The 19,124-nt window shown below is 56.3% G+C and carries 17 protein-coding genes; 3 read left to right on the top strand and 14 right to left on the bottom strand.

What is annotated here, in order from left to right; translation table 11 throughout:
* Positions 1–14 precede the first annotated feature (14 nt).
* The 14 genes from ATI45_RS01655 to ATI45_RS01590 all read right to left on the bottom strand — a co-directional run bounded on the left by ATI45_RS01655 (position 15) and on the right by ATI45_RS01590 (position 15,970).
* Positions 15–1,013 (bottom strand): DUF368 domain-containing protein, encoded by a 999-nt coding sequence (locus ATI45_RS01655; protein WP_098417996.1) that lies wholly within the window; start codon positions 1,011–1,013, stop codon positions 15–17.
* The gene (locus ATI45_RS01650) at positions 1,013–1,669 is read right to left on the bottom strand and encodes a protein-L-isoaspartate(D-aspartate) O-methyltransferase (RefSeq protein WP_098417995.1); all 657 of its coding nucleotides are present in this window, start codon (positions 1,667–1,669) and stop codon (positions 1,013–1,015) included. The genes ATI45_RS01655 and ATI45_RS01650 overlap by 1 nt, the downstream gene beginning before the upstream one ends.
* A complete protein-coding gene (gene surE, locus ATI45_RS01645; protein WP_098421613.1) occupies positions 1,666–2,436 on the bottom strand; it encodes a 5'/3'-nucleotidase SurE in 771 nt (256 codons plus the stop codon). The genes ATI45_RS01650 and surE overlap by 4 nt, the downstream gene beginning before the upstream one ends.
* Before the next feature lie 19 nt (positions 2,437–2,455).
* Positions 2,456–3,559 carry a tRNA pseudouridine(13) synthase TruD gene (truD, locus tag ATI45_RS01640; protein ID WP_098417994.1) on the bottom strand — a complete coding sequence of 368 codons (1,104 nt, stop codon included), beginning with the start codon at positions 3,557–3,559 and terminating at the stop codon, positions 2,456–2,458.
* On the bottom strand, positions 3,556–4,035 hold the full coding sequence (gene ispF / locus ATI45_RS01635) for a 2-C-methyl-D-erythritol 2,4-cyclodiphosphate synthase (protein ID WP_098417993.1): 480 nt from the start codon (positions 4,033–4,035) through the stop codon (positions 3,556–3,558). The genes truD and ispF overlap by 4 nt, the downstream gene beginning before the upstream one ends.
* Positions 4,036–4,059: 24 nt before the next feature.
* Positions 4,060–4,761, bottom strand: coding sequence for a 2-C-methyl-D-erythritol 4-phosphate cytidylyltransferase (gene ispD / locus ATI45_RS01630; RefSeq protein WP_098417992.1), 702 nt, complete (start codon positions 4,759–4,761; stop codon positions 4,060–4,062).
* A gap of 38 nt (positions 4,762–4,799) precedes the next feature.
* Entirely contained in the window at positions 4,800–5,108 is a 309-nt protein-coding gene (locus ATI45_RS01625; RefSeq protein ID WP_098417991.1) for a septum formation initiator family protein, read from the bottom strand.
* A 208-nt stretch (positions 5,109–5,316) separates the two neighbouring features.
* Entirely contained in the window at positions 5,317–6,612 is a 1,296-nt protein-coding gene (eno, locus tag ATI45_RS01620) for a phosphopyruvate hydratase (RefSeq protein ID WP_098417990.1), read from the bottom strand.
* 260 nt (positions 6,613–6,872) lie between these two features.
* Positions 6,873–7,718: a 3-deoxy-8-phosphooctulonate synthase gene (gene kdsA / locus ATI45_RS01615; RefSeq protein ID WP_098417989.1), complete on the bottom strand. Its 846-nt coding sequence runs from the start codon at positions 7,716–7,718 to the stop codon at positions 6,873–6,875.
* 3 nt (positions 7,719–7,721) lie between these two features.
* On the bottom strand, positions 7,722–9,350 hold the full coding sequence (locus tag ATI45_RS01610) for a CTP synthase (RefSeq protein WP_098417988.1): 1,629 nt from the start codon (positions 9,348–9,350) through the stop codon (positions 7,722–7,724).
* A gap of 87 nt (positions 9,351–9,437) precedes the next feature.
* Complete coding sequence (gene tilS / locus ATI45_RS01605; RefSeq protein WP_098417987.1) at positions 9,438–10,820, bottom strand: tRNA lysidine(34) synthetase TilS; 1,383 nt, start codon at positions 10,818–10,820, stop codon at positions 9,438–9,440.
* A complete protein-coding gene (accA, locus tag ATI45_RS01600; protein WP_098417986.1) occupies positions 10,804–11,757 on the bottom strand; it encodes an acetyl-CoA carboxylase carboxyl transferase subunit alpha in 954 nt (317 codons plus the stop codon). The genes tilS and accA overlap by 17 nt, the downstream gene beginning before the upstream one ends.
* Before the next feature lie 182 nt (positions 11,758–11,939).
* A complete protein-coding gene (gene dnaE, locus ATI45_RS01595; RefSeq protein WP_098417985.1) occupies positions 11,940–15,425 on the bottom strand; it encodes a DNA polymerase III subunit alpha in 3,486 nt (1,161 codons plus the stop codon).
* Positions 15,426–15,493: 68 nt separating this feature from the next.
* A complete protein-coding gene (locus ATI45_RS01590) occupies positions 15,494–15,970 on the bottom strand; it encodes a TlpA family protein disulfide reductase (protein WP_098417984.1) in 477 nt (158 codons plus the stop codon).
* A gap of 221 nt (positions 15,971–16,191) precedes the next feature.
* On the opposite strand from ATI45_RS01590, the gene wrbA reads away from it, so the two are divergent.
* From wrbA to ATI45_RS01570, 3 genes are read left to right on the top strand one after another with little or no spacing between them, the layout of a single operon-like run.
* Entirely contained in the window at positions 16,192–16,797 is a 606-nt protein-coding gene (gene wrbA, locus ATI45_RS01580; RefSeq protein WP_098417983.1) for an NAD(P)H:quinone oxidoreductase, read from the top strand.
* 43 nt (positions 16,798–16,840) lie between these two features.
* Positions 16,841–17,200, top strand: coding sequence for a DUF2069 domain-containing protein (locus ATI45_RS01575; RefSeq protein ID WP_098417982.1), 360 nt, complete (start codon positions 16,841–16,843; stop codon positions 17,198–17,200).
* A 55-nt stretch (positions 17,201–17,255) separates the two neighbouring features.
* The gene (locus ATI45_RS01570; RefSeq protein WP_098417981.1) at positions 17,256–19,094 is read left to right on the top strand and encodes a GspE/PulE family protein; all 1,839 of its coding nucleotides are present in this window, start codon (positions 17,256–17,258) and stop codon (positions 19,092–19,094) included.
* Positions 19,095–19,124 lie beyond the last annotated feature (30 nt).

The raw sequence follows: 19,124 nt of genomic DNA, 5'->3' as shown, positions 1-19,124 counted from the left end.
ACATTTCGTAACATTCAAGAGCGCTTGCGCCCGGCAAAGCGCAACCCCAACCACTCCACCACCAGCACCATCAGAATGCCCGCCACGGCCATCAGCAAGGCCTGGAAAACGAGTGGATTCAGGTCGGTCAGTTCAGCAAACAGCGCCGGGCTAATGCTGATTTCGTGCACGGGCACCTGCTCTCCGGCGCTGTTGATCCGCCAGCTCAGAGTTTCTTTCCAGGGCCAAACCTTGTTCAGCGCGCCCAGCATAAATCCGATCAACAGTGCCAGAACACCGTCGTGAAAACGGTCAAAGGCCCAGGTGATGATACGAGCAATGGAAAAAAGACCCGCCGCGCAGCCGCCAACAAACAGTAACAACAACGCAACGTCAAAGCCTTTTATAGCACTGAGCACTGGCAGGTACATGCCCATGATGACCAGAATAAAACTGCCGGAAATGCCCGGTAGAATCATCGCACAAATAGCGATAGCTCCAGCGAACAGAAACATGAGCGCCGAAGGTTCGGCGGCCATAGCCGGCAAGCTGGTTATCCACCAGGCAAAGGCCGTCCCCGCCAATAAAGGCAGCACCAGGCGCCAATGATACTGGCGAACTTCACGCCCGACGTGCCACACAGAGGCCAGAATCAGTCCGAAGAAAAAACTCCACAGCAAGATCGGATAAGTGGCCAGTAAGTAGCTGATCGCCGATGCCATGGTGGCAATGCTCAGCACAATGCCACCCAGCAGGGTCAACAAAAAACTACCATCGCAAACCTGCCAGAAAACCGCAACGCGGCCCCGAATCAAGTCGGTCAAAAGCGCTTTAGGCACTGCATTTATCGCCGCCAGCAAGCGAAAATAGATGCCGGTAATAAACGCAATGGTGCCACCGGAAACGCCAGGAACTATGTCAGCCGCACCCATAGCCACACCGCGTAGAAAAACCGACGGCAACCCCTGGGAACGCAAACCTGCATTCTTTGCGTTAGCTTCGTTCGTCTGCGAAGTGAGCGACGTTTGGCTCATCAGCGCACCACTCCGCCCAGCAGAGGCACAAACTTGACCGCTTCCAGCTCGGTGCGCTCAAAACGATCGCCGCGGCGCACAATTTGCACCAGTCTCTGCCGCTCATCCCCCACCGGGGAGATCAGAACGCCGTTGTCTGCCAACTGCTGCAGCAACTCGGAGGGAACCTCTGTGGGTGCGGCGGTCACAATAATGCCGTCAAACGGGCCACGTTCGGGCCAGCCCATACCGCCGTCAGCGTGGCGCAGCACAGCATTACGACACTTTAAATCGCGCAGGCGCTCCCGTGCCCGGTCCTGAAGTGGTTTTATGCGTTCAACACTGAACACCTCGGTAAACAAACTGCACAGCACCGCGGTCTGGTAGCCAGAGCCGGTGCCCAATTCCAACACTTTCTTCGGTTGGTGGGCGAACAGCAATTCGGTCATACGGGCGACAATATAGGGTTGTGACAAGGTCTGGTTGTGGCCAATCGGCAAAGCGGTGTCTTCATAGGCCCGGTGCGCCAAGGCTTCATCGAGAAAAATATGGCGCGGAACTTCGGCTATAGCATCCAACACCTGGGATGACAAAATGCCTTTGTCTTTCAGGCGCCGAATCAGGCGCAGGCGGGTACGCCTGGACGTCATGCCTATGCCCTGCAGGTGCGCACTCATTGCGGTTTGCCCGAACTGTCTTCCAGGGCTTCAACCCAGTCACGCAGGCTAGACATCACTTGGTGCCGGGTCATGTCGATATGAACCGGCGTGATCGACACGTAGCCTTGGGAAATAGCGTGGAAGTCGGTGCCCGGGCCGGCATCACCACCGTTACCCGCAGCGCCTATCCAGTAGCGTTTCTTGCCACGGGGACAGGTCACAGACACCGCACCCTCGGCCCGTTCACGGTCGCCCAGGCGGGTTACGCGGAATCCCGCCAGTTCGCTCCAGGGCAAATCCGGTACATTCACATTCAGAATGGAACGCGGCCCAAGGTCCATTGGTTTGTGGAATTTCAGCAGTGTAGCAACCACCCGTGCGGCGGTGTCGTAATGAAACCGGCCGTTATTAACAAGCGAAACCGCAATCGCTGGAAGGCCTAAATGGCGGCCTTCGGTGGCTGCCGCAACGGTGCCGGAATAAATAATGTCGTCGCCCAGATTGGCGTGGGTGTTGATGCCCGACACGACCCGGTCAAAGGGTTGGTCAAACAAACCGTTTACCGCAAGATGGACACAGTCCGTTGGCGTGCCATCTACCGAGTAAAAGCCGTTAGGATGCTCTTCTACCGTCAAAGGGCGCTGCAGGGTCAGCGAATTACTAGCGCCGCTGTGGTCTCGATCAGGGGCCACCACGTGCAGTTCACCCAGGCCTTGCAGGCCTTCGTAAAGGGCGATTAACCCCGGCGAGTGCACGCCGTCATCGTTGGATAACAGTATTCGCACCTTGTACTCCATAGATTTGTTATTCGGTAAGCCGACTCAGGGCAAGATCCTGCAACGCAAAAACGTCTGCCAGCAGCGTTGTTGCGTACTGGCCGGCGCCCAGCGTAAATTCGATTACTAACGTGGCGCTGTCTTGCCATTCCCAATTCAGGTTTTGCGGTACCAACTGCAGGGGCCTGCGCGCAGGCTGCATGCGAGTGCTGGCAAAGAGCGCAGCTAACTGCGGATTGGCCGCCACGGTCGCACGCTCAAGCTGCTCCTGTTCGCCGGTCGCGCGGGTACCACCATCGCCCCACAACGGGCCCGTGACCCTCTGCTCATCCGGCTCGCCAGCCATCGGCTGGCACCAGCTACCCTTGTTGACACGCTCGGCCAGCACTTCATTAAAAAGCCATGAACGGGCAGCGGAAAAATACAATACATTTTTCGAATCCTGACTGCTACGGCCACCGCGACCACGGCCCTTACCACGGCCCTTGGTGGGGCGATTCAGCGAGCGCGGATTCAACAACAGCGCATGGTCCAGGTTGGCGCCGCTATGACCAAAGCGCTGGGGGCCAAAATAATTGGGCGCGCCAGATTCTGCCAAACGTTCCAGTGCCTGATCGATAGCGGTTCGATCGCCATCCACATTGCGCAAAATAATACGAAAGCCATTACCGCTGTGATTACCGCGTCGCAGCTTGCTCGCGCTGCGACAGCTGTCTATGACTGGCCAGTATTCGCTGACCCTGGCGATAAAATCTGCATCGCTGTCATTCTGGCCCGGGCGATAAAGGCTGAACCACTGCCATGTCACGGCATGGCGATCTTTGAGGCCACAAAAGCTCACGTCAAAGGGGCGTAAATCGGCCAACGCTGCCAGTTCACGGGCGACATATTCGGTATTGTCGCCGGTTTTTTGCAGCCGCAAGCAGAGGTGTTCGCCGGCATTGCCACTGCCGTTTTCGCCCTGAATGCTGGCCTTGTCCAGAACTTCACTAACCTGGAAGTCGTCTGCACCGTGTTTAAAATCGGCACTGGCCACGCATTTGCCGGTAGATAATGGCCATTGCAGACGCCAGTAATGGCCTTGCGCCGGATCTGGAGTGTCGTTTTGAAGGCCGTTTTGAGTATCGTTCATGAGTTTTGTGCTTGCAGCAGGCAAATCGCCTGGCAGGCAATGCCCTCCCCGCGGCCGGTGAAGCCCAGCTGCTCGCTGGTGGTGGCTTTCACACTGACCTGACCGGCGGTAATGTTCAGGTCTTCTGCAATATTCACACGCATGGCGTTGACGTGGGGCGCCATTTTGGGTGCCTGGGCGATGATGGTGACATCCACATTCACCACGCTGTAATTCAGTTCCTGAACCCGCTGCATGACGCGACGCAGCAGATCACGACTATCGGCACCGGCCCAGTCCGCGCTGGTGTCCGGAAACAGGTGGCCAATATCACCCAGCGCAAGAGCGCCAAGCAGCGCATCCGCCAACGCGTGCAGCAGCACGTCACCGTCCGAGTGAGCCTTTAAACCACGACTATAGGGAATACTGACACCCCCCAGAACAATCTTGTTGCCTTCACAAAAAGCGTGAACATCAAAGCCCTGACCAATTCGCATACTAATTCCGTTCGGATGACCAAATTATAACTGGCCAAGAATGAAGCCGGCCAGCGCCAAGTCCGCAGGCACGGTGATTTTGATATTATCGGGGCGACCTTCCACCAGCAGCGGCCTATGGCCGGACTGCTCCATCGCCGAAGCCTCGTCGGTTATTGCAAAACCCTGATTTAACGCCTTCTGTAAGGCGTCACACAACAGGCCGTAGCGAAACATTTGAGGAGTTAGCGCGCGCCACAGATGGCGGCGGTCAACGGTTGATGTGACCGTATCCGGCGCCTGGGGGCTTGCCATTTTGAGGGTGTCAGTAACCGGCGCGGCCAGCAGGCCGCCGGCATTGTGGGCACCCGCGTTTTCTAACAGCCGCTTTAGATCATCAGCCGCCACACAGGGGCGAGCCGCGTCATGTACCAACACCCAGTCGTCATTCTTGGCCTTTGGCGCCAATGCCTGTAACGCATTGAGTACCGAATTGGCACGTTCGTTACCGCCGGCGCAAGTTGCAATTCGACTGTCAGAGCTTGCGTTCGTGCCGGCCCACCAAATGTCGGTGGGGCTTAACGGCACTATACACCCTGCCGCCGGCATCGCAGTCAGCAAACGCCGCAGGGTTATATCCAATATGTATTCACCATCAACGCGCAGATACTGTTTTGGGCATTCAGCCGCCATACGTTGGCCAACACCGGCAGCGGGGACAATCAGCCAAAGGGGTGCTTCAGGCATGGGTGGGGACGCTGTGGTTTTGGAGCAGAGCGCTGAAGTTACTGGTCAACCACCAAAAAGAAAGTTTCATCATTACGGATCAGACCCAGATTGATACGCGCACGCTCTTCTACCGCACCCTGTTCATTGCGCAGATTACGCACTTCGGCGTACAGCCGCTCGTTACGTGTCGCCAGGGTGTCATTGCCCTGTTGCTGCTCTGCGATGGCCTGTTCCAGCGCCCAAACTTGGGCAAAACTGCCCTCACCGATCCACAAGCGTACCTGCAGTAACAAAACCAGCACAATAATGAAGGCCCAAATAAGTTTGATGGGCGAAAAAAAAGCGCTTGAAGACGGCTCGGCCATAACAGTTTCCGCGTTGCCAGTGGGCGTTGATTGTACGGTTGGCGTCCAGTGCTTATAAAACACTCAACAGCGATAGTATAGACCTTTATAAAGCGGAATAACAAATGCTGCTAACTAACTGTTAAAAAAGGCCATAGCGCCTGGCTTTCAAGCTTGGCACCATGACCTTTGCATTTCCACAGCCAGTAAAAGGGCCGACCTGAACGAGTTAGCGCTGGCCTTTGATCTCACGCAAACCGTTGTAGGCCGCCTTTTCGCCCAGCGTTTCTTCAATGCGCAGTAGCTGATTGTACTTGGCTACACGGTCAGAACGGCACAAAGAGCCAGTCTTGATTTGGCCGGCGCAGGTGGCAACTGCCAGATCCGCGATGGTGGTGTCTTCGGTTTCACCCGAACGGTGCGAGATCACCGCGGTAAATCCTGCGTCCTGGGCCATCTTGATGGCGTCCAGGGTTTCGCTCAGACTGCCAATCTGATTGAACTTGATCAGAATGGAGTTGGCCACGCCGGTGTCGATACCGCGCTTAAGGATTTTAGTGTTGGTGACGAACAAGTCATCGCCCACCAGCTGTACCTTGTCGCCAATTTTGTCGGTCAGTATTTTCCAGCCGTCCCAGTCGCTTTCGTCCATGCCGTCTTCAATCGACACTATCGGGTAGCGCTTAGCCAAGCCCGCCAGGTAATCGGCAAAGCCAGCAGAGTCAAAGCTCTTGCCTTCGCCAGCCAGCACATACTGGCCGTTTTTGTAGAATTCAGAGGCAGCGCAATCCAGAGCCAGGGTAATGTCGGTGCCCAACTTGTAACCGGCTTTTTCTACCGCTTCCTGAATCATTGCCAATGCAGCTTCGTTAGACGGCAGGTTGGGGGCAAACCCACCCTCGTCACCCACTGCGGTGCTCAAGCCCTGTGCCTGCAGCACTTTTTTCAGGCTGTGGAAAATCTCGGCACCAATGCGCAGAGCATCGGCGAAACTCTTGGCGGCCACAGGCTGCACCATGAATTCTTGAATATCGACGTTGTTGTCGGCGTGTTCGCCACCGTTCAAAATGTTCATCATCGGCACTGGCATGCTGTACTTGCCGGGGGTGCCGTTAATGTCCGCAATGTGCTCGTACAAAGGTTTGCCCAATGACGCCGCAGCGGCTTTGGCGGCGGCCAGTGACACCGCAAGAATGGCATTGGCGCCCAGGTTGGCTTTGTTCTCGGTACCGTCCAGCGCCAGCATGGTGTTGTCCAGGCCACGTTGGTCCGCGGCGTCTTTGCCCATCAGCGCATCGCGGATTTTGCCGTTAATGGCTTCAACGGCTTTGAGCACGCCTTTACCCAAGTAACGGGACGCATCGCCGTCACGCAGTTCCAGCGCTTCGCGGGAACCGGTGGAGGCGCCAGACGGTGCGCAGGCGCGGCCAAGAGTGCCATCTTTAAGAATAACGTCTGCTTCAACGGTAGGGTTACCGCGGGAATCCAGAACTTCGCGGGCTTTGATGTTGGCAATTGTGGTCATTCTTCATGGTCTCCGGGTTTTTAGTCAGAATCGGGTGTAAGAGAGAGCGGGGAACGGCTTTGCGAAAAACGCTCGAGCCCCCTACGGGGCCGGACAGCAATCTTTGATTGCTGTCGTTCGGCTGCGCATGAAGCTTTGCTTCATTGACGCTTACCTCACCCATGGGGCGCTTAGGCTCCGCCATCCATGGCTACGCAAATTTTCGCTAAGCCGTTCCCCGCTCTCTCCCGTTGTTCGTACTCATACTGAAACACCGCCAATCAGGCGGTGTCGATGGGTTTAAAGCTTTTTACCAGGTCGTCGACGGCTTTCACTCTTTCCAAGAACGGCTCAAGCTGACTAAGTCGCAGCGCACAGGGTCCGTCGCACATCGCTTCGTCCGGATTTGGATGAGCTTCCAGGAAGAGACCGGCCAGGCCCTGGGACATGCCTGCCAGCGCCAGTTCCGTCACTTGCGCACGGCGGCCGCCAGCGGAATCGGCGCGTCCACCGGGCATTTGTAACGAGTGGGTTACGTCGAACATGACCGGCACGCTCATGGACTTCATGATGCCAAAGCCAAGCATGTCCACCACCAGGTTGTTGTAACCAAAGCTGCTGCCGCGCTCGCACAGAATGATCCGATCGTTACCGGCTTCCCCGAACTTGGCGATGATATGTTTCATCTCTTGCGGTGCCAGAAACTGGGCTTTCTTGATATTGATGACCGCGCCGGTTTTTGCCATGGCCACCACCAGATCGGTCTGGCGGCTCAAGAACGCGGGCAGCTGAATAATGTCGCACACCTCCGCTGCAGGAGCGGCCTGGGCGGCTTCGTGCACATCGGAAATAATCGGCACACCGAACCTAGCTTTAATATCCGCCAGTATCTGCAGGCCTTTGTCCAGCCCCGGCCCGCGAAACGAGTTTACCGAAGAGCGGTTGGCCTTATCGAAAGAGGCCTTGAACACGTAGGGTATACCCAGTTTACGGCACACCTCTACGTAAGTTTCAGCAACCTCTAACGCCAACTCGCGGGACTCCAGCACGTTCATGCCCGCAAACAGCACGAACGGCTTGTGATTGGCAATGTCGATATCAGCAACGGTAACGGTGCTTTGTGCCATGAATCAGTGCTCCTTGCGATGTGCCAGGGCGGCTTCTACAAAACCCTTGAACAACGGATGGCCATCGCGAGGTGTAGACGTGAATTCCGGGTGGAACTGACACGCCACAAACCAGGGATGGTCTTCCACTTCGACCACTTCCACCAGTTTGCCATCGGTAGAACGGCCAGACACTTTCAAGCCGGCTTCTTCAAGACACAGCAAAAAGTGGTTGTTCACTTCATAGCGGTGACGGTGACGTTCGCGAATCGTTTTGCGGCCGTAACAGTTGGCAATATTGGAACCCTCGACCAGAACGCAATCCTGGCCCCCCAAGCGCATGGTGCCGCCAAGGTCGGAGTTATCGGTACGCTCTTCGCGCTCGCCGCTGGCATCCAGCCATTCGGTGATCAAACCAACGACCGGTTCGGGGCTGTGGGGACGAAACTCGGTGCTGTGAGCGTCTGTCAGACCGGCCATGTTGCGAGCGTACTCAATCACCGCTACCTGCATACCCAGACAGATACCCAAGTAAGGCACTTTGTTCTCGCGGGCATACTGTACGGTGCGGATTTTGCCTTCCACGCCGCGCTCGCCAAAACCGCCAGGCACCAAAATAGCATCAACGTTTCCGAGCACGCCGGTGCCGTCACGCTCGATGTCTTCCGAGTCGATGTAGTTAATATTGACCTTGGTGCGGGTTTTGATTCCGGCGTGTAGCAGGGATTCAATCAACGACTTGTAAGCTTCCAGCAGCTCCATGTATTTGCCAACCATGGCAATGGTCACTTCGTGCTGCGGGTTCATCAGGGATTCAACCACTTTATCCCATTCGCTGAGGTCGGCTTCGCGGGCATCCAGGTTGAAACGCTCGATTACCAGCTGGTCCAGACCATGGTCGTGCAGCATACGCGGAATGACATAAATCGATTTGGCATCACGCAGGGGAATAACCGCACGCTCTTCAACGTTGGTAAACAGAGCAATCTTGCGTCGCGAACTGGCATCCACTTCGTGATCGGAGCGGCACAGCAGAATGTCTGGCTGCAGGCCAATGGAGCGCATCTCCTTCACCGAGTGTTGGGTCGGTTTGGTTTTAATTTCGCCGGCAGTAGCAATGTAGGGCACCAGGGTAAGGTGCATAAACAAAGCGCGACTGGAACCCACTTCCACTTTCAGCTGCCGGCAGGCTTCCAAAAACGGCAAGGATTCGATGTCGCCTACGGTGCCGCCCACTTCCACCAGCGCCACGTCTACGCCTGCGGCGCCTTCAATGACACGGCGTTTGATTTCATCGGTGATGTGTGGAATAACCTGCACGGTGCCGCCGAGATAATCGCCACGGCGTTCTTTACGAATCACTTCTTCGTAAACACGGCCGGCAGTAAAGTTGTTCCGCCGGGTCATCGGGGTGCGAATAAAGCGCTCGTAGTGGCCAAGATCCAGGTCGGTTTCAGCGCCGTCGTCGGTGACAAACACTTCACCGTGCTGGAACGGGCTCATTGTTCCCGGGTCAACGTTAATGTACGGGTCCAGCTTGAGGATGGTTACCTTCAGGCCGCGTGCCTCAAGGATCGCGGCCAGTGAGGCCGATGCGATTCCTTTCCCAAGTGAGGACACAACACCGCCGGTGACGAAAATATAACGCGTCATGCAGATTCCATGATTGTCAGGTTCTGTGGAGGGGGGAGATTGTCATCTCAAGATGGGACGTCAGACTACCAGAAAGCCCCAACCTGCTCAATCACAATCCCGCCCCACAATCAGCCGCCAGCCACTTGAGGGAGCGCTTCCACTGTATTTTTCTGAGCACCATAAAGAACCCACCGCAATTAACTCCTCCGCAGCGCCACAGCCCGCAAACACCAAGGGCAAACGGGATCTTTCCCAAGGTGGCACGGCCTGCTCCTGCAGCCATTTTTTCACGATTTTTGCCGGTCCTTTAGGGTAAAGGCGGATGCGTTCACCGCCCTGCCTCGTAGATACCCGTATTGGCGGCGGCCCAATTCCCTGCTCACTACCCTGATTGTGGTCGCTACTTTGCCGGGCTAACGCCAATGTCCACTCACCCCAACGCAGCGGCTGTTGCGGTAAAACCGGTTGCGAGCCTGCCGGCAAGGGGTTTTGCGCTACCACAAGATACAGTCTGTGTTGAAAGCGTCGAACGCTATAGCCCTGCCCCATCAGTTCTGGCTCACGATCTGCAGCGGCTTCCATTAACCCTGCCAGAGTCCGCTGCCAGTCTGCAGACACAGGCGCAGGTAAGCCGCAAGACTGGCACCACCAGCGCAGCAGGTTGCCCTGCTCCAGAGGCGACAGTTCAGCAAACGCACGCTGGTCCAGCGAATAAGGCTGGCTGTGCTGATAGACCCCATCACAGGCATGCCACTGAAGCTGCGCCAGCTTTTGGTTTAGCGTATGGCTGTCGGCACAGCCGCGGGCTGATGCCTCTACACGCCGTATGAACCATGGCCAGCGGGTTTTTAGCGGTGGAATCACGCTGTTGCGCAGGTAATTGCGATCAAAACGTTGGTCGCTGTTGCTGGGGTCTTCGATCCACGGCAGTCCGGCGCTCTCGGCCCAGGCTTCCAGCTGCGCACGGGAAAACTCAAGCAGCGGTCGCGCCAGAGCACCGGCACCCAAAGCGCGGGTGAAAGGCATGCCCGCCAGACCCGCCACGCCAGTGCCGCGAAACAAACGGAACAGCACGGTTTCCAGTTGATCGTCGCCGTGGTGGGCCAATAATAACAGCTCACCGGCACGCAGTTGTTGTTCAAACACACCGTAGCGGGCTTCGCGCGCAGCCTGCTCCAAGCCCCCGGCGCCCTCTGCCTCGACCGGCACCGTTACCGCAACAACCTGCAGGGGCACGCTAAGGCGCGCACAGGTTTCGCGGCAAAAGGTTTCCACGTCTGCAGCGTTAGGCTGTAACTGGTGATTGATGTGCAGCGCAGATAAGGCGACAGATGCGGGCGTGATTGCCGCGAACAGATGCAACAGTAAAGAAGAATCCAGACCGCCACTGAAGGCAATGCACAGGCGGTCGTGCTGGGGAAGCTGCCTGGCCAGATCGCGCAACGGCGATGGCCAGGCCGGGGCGCTTTGGCTAGCGCCCGCTGTCATAGTGGGTCAGGCGCTCATAGCGCCTTGCAACCAGTTCGTCCAGAGGCAAGCGGGTCAACTCGGCCAGGCCTTCTGCTAACGTAACCTTAAGCGAATTGGCCATATCCTGGGGTTTGCGATGGGCGCCACCCAGGGGTTCTTTTATCACATTATCAGCCAGACCCAGGTCTTTCAGGCGATCTGCCGTCACGCCCATGGCTGCAGCGGCTTCCGATGCGTAATCCGCACTTTTCCACAAAATGGACGCACAACCTTCCGGGGAAATAACCGCGTAGGTAGAATACTGCAGCATGTTCAGCTGATCGCACACACCAATAGCCAATGCTCCGCCAGAACCGCCCTCGCCGATAACAGTGGAAATAATTGGCGTTTTCAAACGCGACATAACCGCCAGATTGAACGCAATGGCTTCACTCTGCCCGCGCTCTTCCGCACCGATACCGGGATAAGCGCCCGGGGTGTCGATAAAGGTCAGAATCGGCATTTTGAAACGCTCGGCCATTTCCATCAGCCGCAAGGCTTTGCGGTAACCTTCCGGGCGCGGCATGCCAAAGTTACGCTTCACTTTCTCGCGCACTTCACGGCCTTTCTGGTGACCAAGCACCATGACCGGCATGTCATTAATACGGGCCGTGCCACCCACCATCGAATAGTCGTCAGCGTAGCGACGGTCACCGTGCAGCTCATCGAAATCGTCAAACAACATCTCTATGTAATCGAGCGTGTAGGGTCTGCGCGGGTGCCGCGCCAACCGCGTAACATCCCACGGTTTGAGGTCAGAGAAAATGCTCTCCGTCAGGCTAACGCTCTTTTTCTTGAGCCGGGCAATTTCATCGGTGATATTGATGTCAGTGTCGTTGCCCACCATCCGCAGCTCTTCGATTTTGGCTTCCAGATCGGCAATGGGCTGTTCGAAATCGAGATAATTAGGGTTCATGATGTTCCGTCATTTGAATTCGTGGCAGCCAAAGCCGCCAGGCCAGAATTTGTGTCCAAGATAACAGTGCAGTCGCCGAGCCTAAAGCGGACATTGGCCTGACTGCACCTACCTGACAAAATGGTAATCTTTACGATGCCACGCCCGCCTCGGCCAGCGCAGCAAACAAATAAGTATTGCCTTTAATCATAGACCAGTTCCACGCTACGGTCGCCCACCAAGTATTTCAGCTCCAGCAGCAGGCTGTCGTTGGGCTCTACCCGCCAGGATGAACCCAACTCAATACGAGTGCTGGCGGCCGGACTGGTGTACTCAATCCACACCGGGCTGCCCTCGCAGCGATGCGGGGCCAGCAATTGTTCCAGTGAATCCAGCAGGCCATTGCCAAGCTGGTTTTCATTCAGCTTCAACTGCAAACCGCGGCTGAACTGCTGGCGGGCGCTGGCTACATCCATCACCGAGTTAACCCGCATCTTCATCTGACCAGAGTAGTCATCGTGGCTGACCTGGCCTTCTACTACAATGACCTGATCTGACTGCAACAGTTCGCGGTTTTCAAAAAACGCTTCGGAAAACAGCGTCGCTTCGATGCGCCCGCTACGATCATCCAGAGTAATAAAGCACATGGTGGAACCGGTGCGCGTTTTCATGGTGCGCTGCGCCACCACCAGCCCGGCTACCCTTTGTGGCGATTTATTGGGTTTCAGGTCGGCGATGGAGGAGCGCACGAAGCGCCGAACTTCGCGCTCGTATTCATCAAACGGATGCCCGGTCAGATAGAGTCCAAGCGTGTCTTTTTCACCTTTAAGCCGTTGTTTTTCAGACCACTCACGAATGTCCGCAACATCGATATAGGCGTCTACGTCAGCGGCGGTTTCCAAGGTATCGCCAAACATGTCCACCATGCCGGCTGCTTCATTACGCGACTGCTGACCGGCCTGTAGTATGGCTTTTCCGATGCTGGCCATCAGCTGGGCTCGGCCGGCGCCTAATGTGTCCATAGCGCCAGCGCGAATCATCGCTTCTAGCGCCCGTTTGTTCACCTTTTTCAGATCAACCCGACGGCAAAAGTCAAACAGATCAGTGAACGGCCCATTTTCTTTGCGCGCTGTAACGATGCTGTCAATGGGGCCTTCACCAAGGCCTTTGATTGCGCCAAGGCCGTACACGACCTGGCCATCGTCATTGGCGGTGAAGGCGTATTCAGAGGTACTGACATCCGGCAGCACCAAATCCAGTTTCAAACTACGGCACTCCTCCACCAGCGTAACCACCTTGTCGGTGTTCTGCATATCGGCGGTGAGCACGGCAGCCATAAACTCAGCGGTGTAGTGAGCCTTTAACCAAAGAGTTTGATAAGACACCAGTGCATAAGCGGCGGAGTGGGATTTGTTGAAGCCGTAACCGGCAAACTTTTCCACCAGGTCAAAGATGTTTTCCGCCAGGGTCTTATCAATATTATTGCCGGCACAGCCATCCAGAAAAAACTGCTTCTGCTTGGCCATTTCTTCGGGTTTTTTCTTACCCATGGCGCGGCGCAGCATGTCCGCGTTACCCAGACTGTAGCCACCCATTACCTGGGCGATCTGCATAACCTGTTCCTGGTACAGGATAACGCCGTAAGTGGGCTCCAATACCGGCTTCAGGCCTTCATACTGATAATCCGGGTGCGGGAAAGACATCGGCTGCTTGCCATGCTTTCGGTCGATAAAGTCGTCTACCATGCCCGACTGCAAAGGGCCTGGGCGGAACAGCGCCACCAGGGCGATCATATCTTCCAGGGAATCCGGTTGCAGACGTCGGATAAGGTCCTTCATACCGCGGGATTCCAGCTGGAACACGGCGGTGGTTTCGGCCTTTTTCAGCATCACGAACGAGGCCGGGTCGTCCAGCGGAATCTCGCTGATGTCCACCGGCTTCAACCCGCGCTTTTCCCGCCGCGGATTGATCATTTTCAGCGCCCAATCGATGATGGTCAGCGTGCGCAGGCCGAGGAAGTCAAACTTCACCAGGCCGGCGTCTTCCACATCGTTTTTGTCGAACTGGGTTACCAGGCTGCCGCCGTCGTCGTCACAATACAGCGGCGAAAAGTCGGTGATTTTAGTCGGCGCAATCACCACACCGCCTGCGTGTTTGCCGGCGTTACGGCACACACCTTCAAGCTTGATGGCCATTTCCCAGATTTCCTGGGCTTCTTCGTCCTGAGCCAGAAATTCCTTAAGTGATGGTTCCTGCTCTACGGCCTTAGCCAGGGTCATACCCACTTCAAACGGGATCATCTTGGACAGTTTGTCCGCCAGCCCGTAAGACTTGCCCTGCACCCGCGCGACATCACGCACCACGGCTTTGGCTGCCATGGTACCGAACGTAATAATCTGCGATACCGCTTCGCGACCGTATTTTTCGGCCACATAGGCGATTACCCGATCGCGGCCTTCCATGCAGAAGTCGACGTCAAAGTCGGGCATGGAGACCCGCTCGGGGTTCAAAAAGCGTTCAAACAGCAGATCGTATTGCAGGGGATCCAGGTCCGTAATCAACTGGGCGTAGGCCACCAGGGAACCGGCACCGGAACCACGGCCCGGCCCCACCGGCACGCCGTTGTTCTTTGCCCACTTGATAAAGTCCATCACGATCAGAAAATAGCCGGGAAAACCCATCTGGATGATGATGTCCAGCTCAAACTTCAGCCGGTCGTAATAAGCCTGGCGCTTGTTGTCGTAATCCGGATCGTCTTTGGGCAGAGTTTTGGCCAGACGATCTTCCAGACCCTCTTCCGATACCTGGCGAAAGTAGTCGTCCATGGTCAGGCCTTCCGGCACCGGATAATTGGGCAGAAAATACTCTCCCATGCGCACGGTAACCGAGCAGCGGCGGGCAATGGCCAGGGTGTTTTCCACCGCTTCGGGAATGTCGGCAAACAGCTCGATCATTTCTTCAGAGCTGCGCAGGTGCTGTTGATCACTAAAGCGGCGGTCGCGGCGCGGATCGTCCAGAGTGCGGCTTTCGCCAATACACACGCGGGCTTCGTGAGCCTCGAAATCTTCCGCATAAATAAAGTGGACATCGTTGGTAGCCACCACTGGCAGACCCAACTCGGCCGCCAGTTCCACATTTAGATGCAAGCAGTCTTCATCACCCGCACGGCCAGTGCGCTGAAGCTCCAGATAAAAACTGCCGGGATACAGGTCACGCCAATAGCAGGCCCGGTCGCGGGCAAGTTTAGGTTTATCTGACAACATCGCCTTGGCAACATCGCCCATTTTGCCACCCGAGAGCATAATCAGGCCTTGACTTCGGGCTTCCAGCCATTCGCGCTTAATGATGGGCTTGCCAAAACGCTGACCCTCGGTATAACCCAGCGAAACAATTTCGGTCAGGTTCAGGTAGCCGTCGTTGTTACTGGCCAGCAGGGTTGTGCGAAACGGGCTTTCTGGCTCATCCGGGTTTTCCAGCCATAAATCGGCGCCAATAATAGGCTTCACCCCGGCGCCAAGCGCGGCTTTGTAAAATCGCACCAGCGAGAACATATTGGACTGTTCGGTGAGCCCTACCGCAGGCATACCAAGCTCCACCACCCGTTTGATCAACGGCTTTACCCGTACCAGGCCATCCACCAAGGAATGTTCAGAGTGAATGCGAAGATGTACAAAGGTCTGGGCAGTCATTGCAGATAATCCTGATTAAAGCGGAAATACGAATAAAACAAATAAAGCCGGCCGCTATCAACGGCCATTTACAGGCCGATGGCGACGCGAATACTGGCCTGGGTCTGCTCGCCAAATAGCACCTGCTGTAACTCGCCCTGTGGGTTTATAACCAGCGTAGCAGGCAGCGCAATGGGCGTTTGCCAGCCGAACTGCGGGCCCGGGTCCTGATTCAGCAGATCAAAGCCAATGCCCATGCGTTCGCCCAGCTGGCGCAGTTCGGCACCGCTGATACCATCAAAGTTAACGCCGAGCACGGTAATAGCCGGGTTCTGGCTCAAGGCATTCAGTTCGGGAATTTCCTTCAGGCAGGGCTTACACCATTCGGCCCAGTAATTCACCAATACCCATTGCCCGCGTAGCTCGTTCCAGGCCAATGGTGCACCTTCATTGCGCTCCAGCTCAATCTTGCTACAACCCGCCAGCGCAACCATCGCGGCAAACACACATGCAGCCGCCGCCAGGCGGCCAGTAATAAAGGCAAAACCGGTCACAGGGTATTGCAAGCAAAGTCCTCCTGTTAAACTATGCGACCGCGAATTTATATTCGCCCGCCACGTGCACATTATCAGGCAAGAAGATGACAGAACCTACCCGGATTTTCCACAATGATTGAGCACCCTATTGTGCAGGCAAATGGCAAAGCGGTCATCGGGCGACCTCCGGAAAACGTACTGACTATTCTGTAATTCAATTTTACCAAGCTGACATTTCGAGGATCTTTGCCATGACCGCACCGGCTCCCTACGTGCTGATTCTGTATTACAGCCGCACCGGCCAAACCGCCGACATGGCTAATCGCATTGCCCGCGGCGTTGCCCGGGTGAGCGGCATGCAGGCGCGAATTCGCAGCGTGCCGCCGGTAGCACCGGAAACAACCAGCGCAGTGCCACCGGTGCCCGATGAAGGCGCACCCTATGTTAGCAAAGACGATTTGGCTGCCTGCTCTGGTTTGGCCATTGGCAGCCCTACCCGCTTTGGCAATATGGCCGCGCCGTTAAAGTACTTTCTGGATACTACCGGTGATTTGTGGATTGCCGGCGCCTTGGCTGGCAAACCCGCCGGAGCCTTTACGTCAACAGGCAGCCTTCATGGCGGGCAGGAAACCACATTACTGTCGATGATGCTGCCACTGCTCCACCATGGCATGGTGCTGTGCGGTTTGCCCTACAGCGAGCCGGCTTTGGGTGCAACCACGACCGGCGGCACACCTTATGGCCCTAGTCATTTCGCCGGCACCGGTGAACAGCTGCCACTGAGCGAACACGAGCAGGTTCTTTGCCAAGCGTTTGGCGAGCGCCTGGCTCGCCTGGCGTTGAAGCTGGCCGACTAATCCGCTGTCGCGGAATCACCTTAAACAATTGCGGATTTCTGACATGTTGCGTAACCCGAAAGCACTCATAACGGCACGTATTACTCTGGCGCTCTATTTGGCCACTATGATTACCCTGGTGGTGACTGCTTTTTTCCCGGGGCCGGACGAAGGCGTCTCCATCACCATGATACTGGCGGTAAAACTGTTACCTCTGATCGGTTTTATTGTGCCGGTGTATCGCGGCAACAGTCGCGCCTATATCTGGTTATCCTTCGTTATCATTTTCTATTTCACCCAAGGCGTGGTGTCAGCCTGGCTCAGTGAGGGCGCCATCGGGCCGGTTATTACAACCGCGCTAACCTTCTTGCTGTTTACTGTGGCGATGATTCACCTTAAGGTAAATCGGCCCGAGACGGCCTGAGTGTTGCTGATAGCACACCGCTCTCCCCCCGATGACTGCAACGGACGCCCAGTTTATGGCTTCAGTGCCTCCCCGTGACAAACGCCCGCCGGCCAAAGTACAGAAGGCCAAGGTACCCCAGGCGCCGGCAAGAGCGACCTTGACCCTGCGGGATATTTGCACGGCTTTGGTCAGCAGCGGCGACATTCTGCAAACCGACGCAGAACGTGTGATGTCTGCCAATCTTGGCAGCGCCGGAGGCGACACAGTACCGCGCCACCCACTGGAACTGGTCGCTATTGCTGCTCTGAACAGTCAGCATTCTGGGCAAACCCTGAATCTGGAGCGGCTGACTCAATGGCTGGCCGACTGGGCCGGACAAGATTACTACCATATTGATCCGCTAAAAATTGACGCCGCGGCTATTGCGCGGGTGATGTCCTTCGCCTTCGCCCAGCGCCACGGCATTTTGGCAGTAGAAATCCATAATGACCAGGTGCTGATTGCCAGCGCCGAACCCTTTCGTTCGGAGTGGGAGCACAACCTGCGTCAGGCCGTGCACAAAGAGTTAAAACGGGTGGTCGTCAATCCCGAGGACTTACGCCGTTATACCCAGGAATTCTATCAGCTTGCCAGTTCAGTAGATAAAGCCAGCGGTGGCCAGGCTAAAGGAACGCTGGCGGGCCACCAGAACTTCGAGCAGTTACTGGATCTGGGAACCAGCGACAAGCCCGAAGCCAATGATCAACACGTGGTGAAAATTGTCGACTGGCTGCTGCAATACGCTTTTGAGCAGCGCGCATCTGACATTCACATAGAGCCGCGCCGCGGCATTACCCGGGTGCGCTTTCGCATTGATGGCGTGTTGCATTCGGTGTACGAATTTCCCGGCCACGTAGGCACTGCTGTAACCAGTCGCCTGAAGATACTGGGTAGGCTGAACGTGGCCGAAAAACGCCGGCCACAGGACGGGCGTATAAAAACCCGCAAGCCGGACAGTCAGGAAGTAGAACTGCGCCTGGCCACCTTGCCCACCGCCTTTGGCGAAAAAATGGTGCTGCGCATTTTTGACCCGGACGTGCTGCTGAAATCCTACGAGCAGCTGGGTTTTAGCCGTGAGGACCGCGAACGCTGGAACGGCATTACCAGCCGGCCCCACGGTATTGTGCTGGTAACCGGCCCTACCGGCTCGGGTAAAACTACCACCCTGTATTCCACACTCAAACAGCTTGCCACGCCAGAACTGAACGTATGCACCATTGAAGACCCCATTGAAATGGTGGAGCCGGCGTTTAACCAGATGCAAGTGCAGACCAACATCGATCTAACCTTCGCCGCAGGCGTTCGGGCACTGCTGCGACAGGATCCTGACATTATCATGATTGGCGAAATCCGTGATCTGGAAACCGCAGAAATGGCGGTACAGGCCGCTTTGACGGGCCACCTGGTTCTTAGCACCCTGCACACCAACGATGCCCCCAGTGCCATCACCCGACTGATGGAGCTGGGCATTCCCCCGTACCTGATTCGCGCGACGGTGCTGGGCATTATGGCTCAACGCCTGACCCGGAACCTCTGCCCCCATTGCAAAGTGGCCTGCGAGCCCGATGAACATGCATGGAAAACCCTGACCCAGCCCTGGCGTGCGCCTCTGCCAAAAGAATTCTATCAGCCGGCCGGATGCCTGGAATGCCGCCAGACCGGCTACATTGGCCGCTCGGGCGTTTATGAGATACTGGAGTTGTCCAACGCCATGGTGCGGCAAATCACCGAGGGCTGCGAACTGGAGCAATTGCGTGCGGACGCTTACAAAAGCGGCATGAAGTCATTGCGACTGAGTGGCGCGCAAAAGGTTGCCGCCGGGCTGACCAGCGTTGAAGAAATTCTGCGGGTGACGCCCGAAAGTCAGCGCTAGATACTATTTGTTAAGCGCTTTTCGTTAAGC

Source organism: Marinobacter sp. LV10MA510-1 (genome assembly GCF_002563885.1).
Lineage (GTDB): Bacteria > Pseudomonadota > Gammaproteobacteria > Pseudomonadales > Oleiphilaceae > Marinobacter.
Note: the sequence above shows the minus strand (reverse complement) of the source record. Positions and strands in the feature narration are given on the sequence as shown.

Coding starts and splice junctions, on each gene's coding strand:
- ATI45_RS01655 (WP_098417996.1), bottom strand. CDS start 1,013: ATGAGCCAAACGTCGCTCACTTCGCAGACGAACGAAGCTAACGCAAAG.
- ATI45_RS01650 (WP_098417995.1), bottom strand. CDS start 1,669: ATGAGTGCGCACCTGCAGGGCATAGGCATGACGTCCAGGCGTACCCGC.
- truD (WP_098417994.1), bottom strand. CDS start 3,559: ATGAACGATACTCAAAACGGCCTTCAAAACGACACTCCAGATCCGGCG.
- ispF (WP_098417993.1), bottom strand. CDS start 4,035: ATGCGAATTGGTCAGGGCTTTGATGTTCACGCTTTTTGTGAAGGCAAC.
- ispD (WP_098417992.1), bottom strand. CDS start 4,761: ATGCCTGAAGCACCCCTTTGGCTGATTGTCCCCGCTGCCGGTGTTGGC.
- ATI45_RS01625 (WP_098417991.1), bottom strand. CDS start 5,108: ATGGCCGAGCCGTCTTCAAGCGCTTTTTTTTCGCCCATCAAACTTATT.
- eno (WP_098417990.1), bottom strand. CDS start 6,612: ATGACCACAATTGCCAACATCAAAGCCCGCGAAGTTCTGGATTCCCGC.
- kdsA (WP_098417989.1), bottom strand. CDS start 7,718: ATGGCACAAAGCACCGTTACCGTTGCTGATATCGACATTGCCAATCAC.
- ATI45_RS01610 (WP_098417988.1), bottom strand. CDS start 9,350: ATGACGCGTTATATTTTCGTCACCGGCGGTGTTGTGTCCTCACTTGGG.
- tilS (WP_098417987.1), bottom strand. CDS start 10,820: ATGACAGCGGGCGCTAGCCAAAGCGCCCCGGCCTGGCCATCGCCGTTG.
- accA (WP_098417986.1), bottom strand. CDS start 11,757: ATGAACCCTAATTATCTCGATTTCGAACAGCCCATTGCCGATCTGGAA.
- dnaE (WP_098417985.1), bottom strand. CDS start 15,425: ATGACTGCCCAGACCTTTGTACATCTTCGCATTCACTCTGAACATTCC.
- wrbA (WP_098417983.1), top strand. CDS start 16,192: ATGACCGCACCGGCTCCCTACGTGCTGATTCTGTATTACAGCCGCACC.
- ATI45_RS01575 (WP_098417982.1), top strand. CDS start 16,841: ATGTTGCGTAACCCGAAAGCACTCATAACGGCACGTATTACTCTGGCG.
- ATI45_RS01570 (WP_098417981.1), top strand. CDS start 17,256: ATGGCTTCAGTGCCTCCCCGTGACAAACGCCCGCCGGCCAAAGTACAG.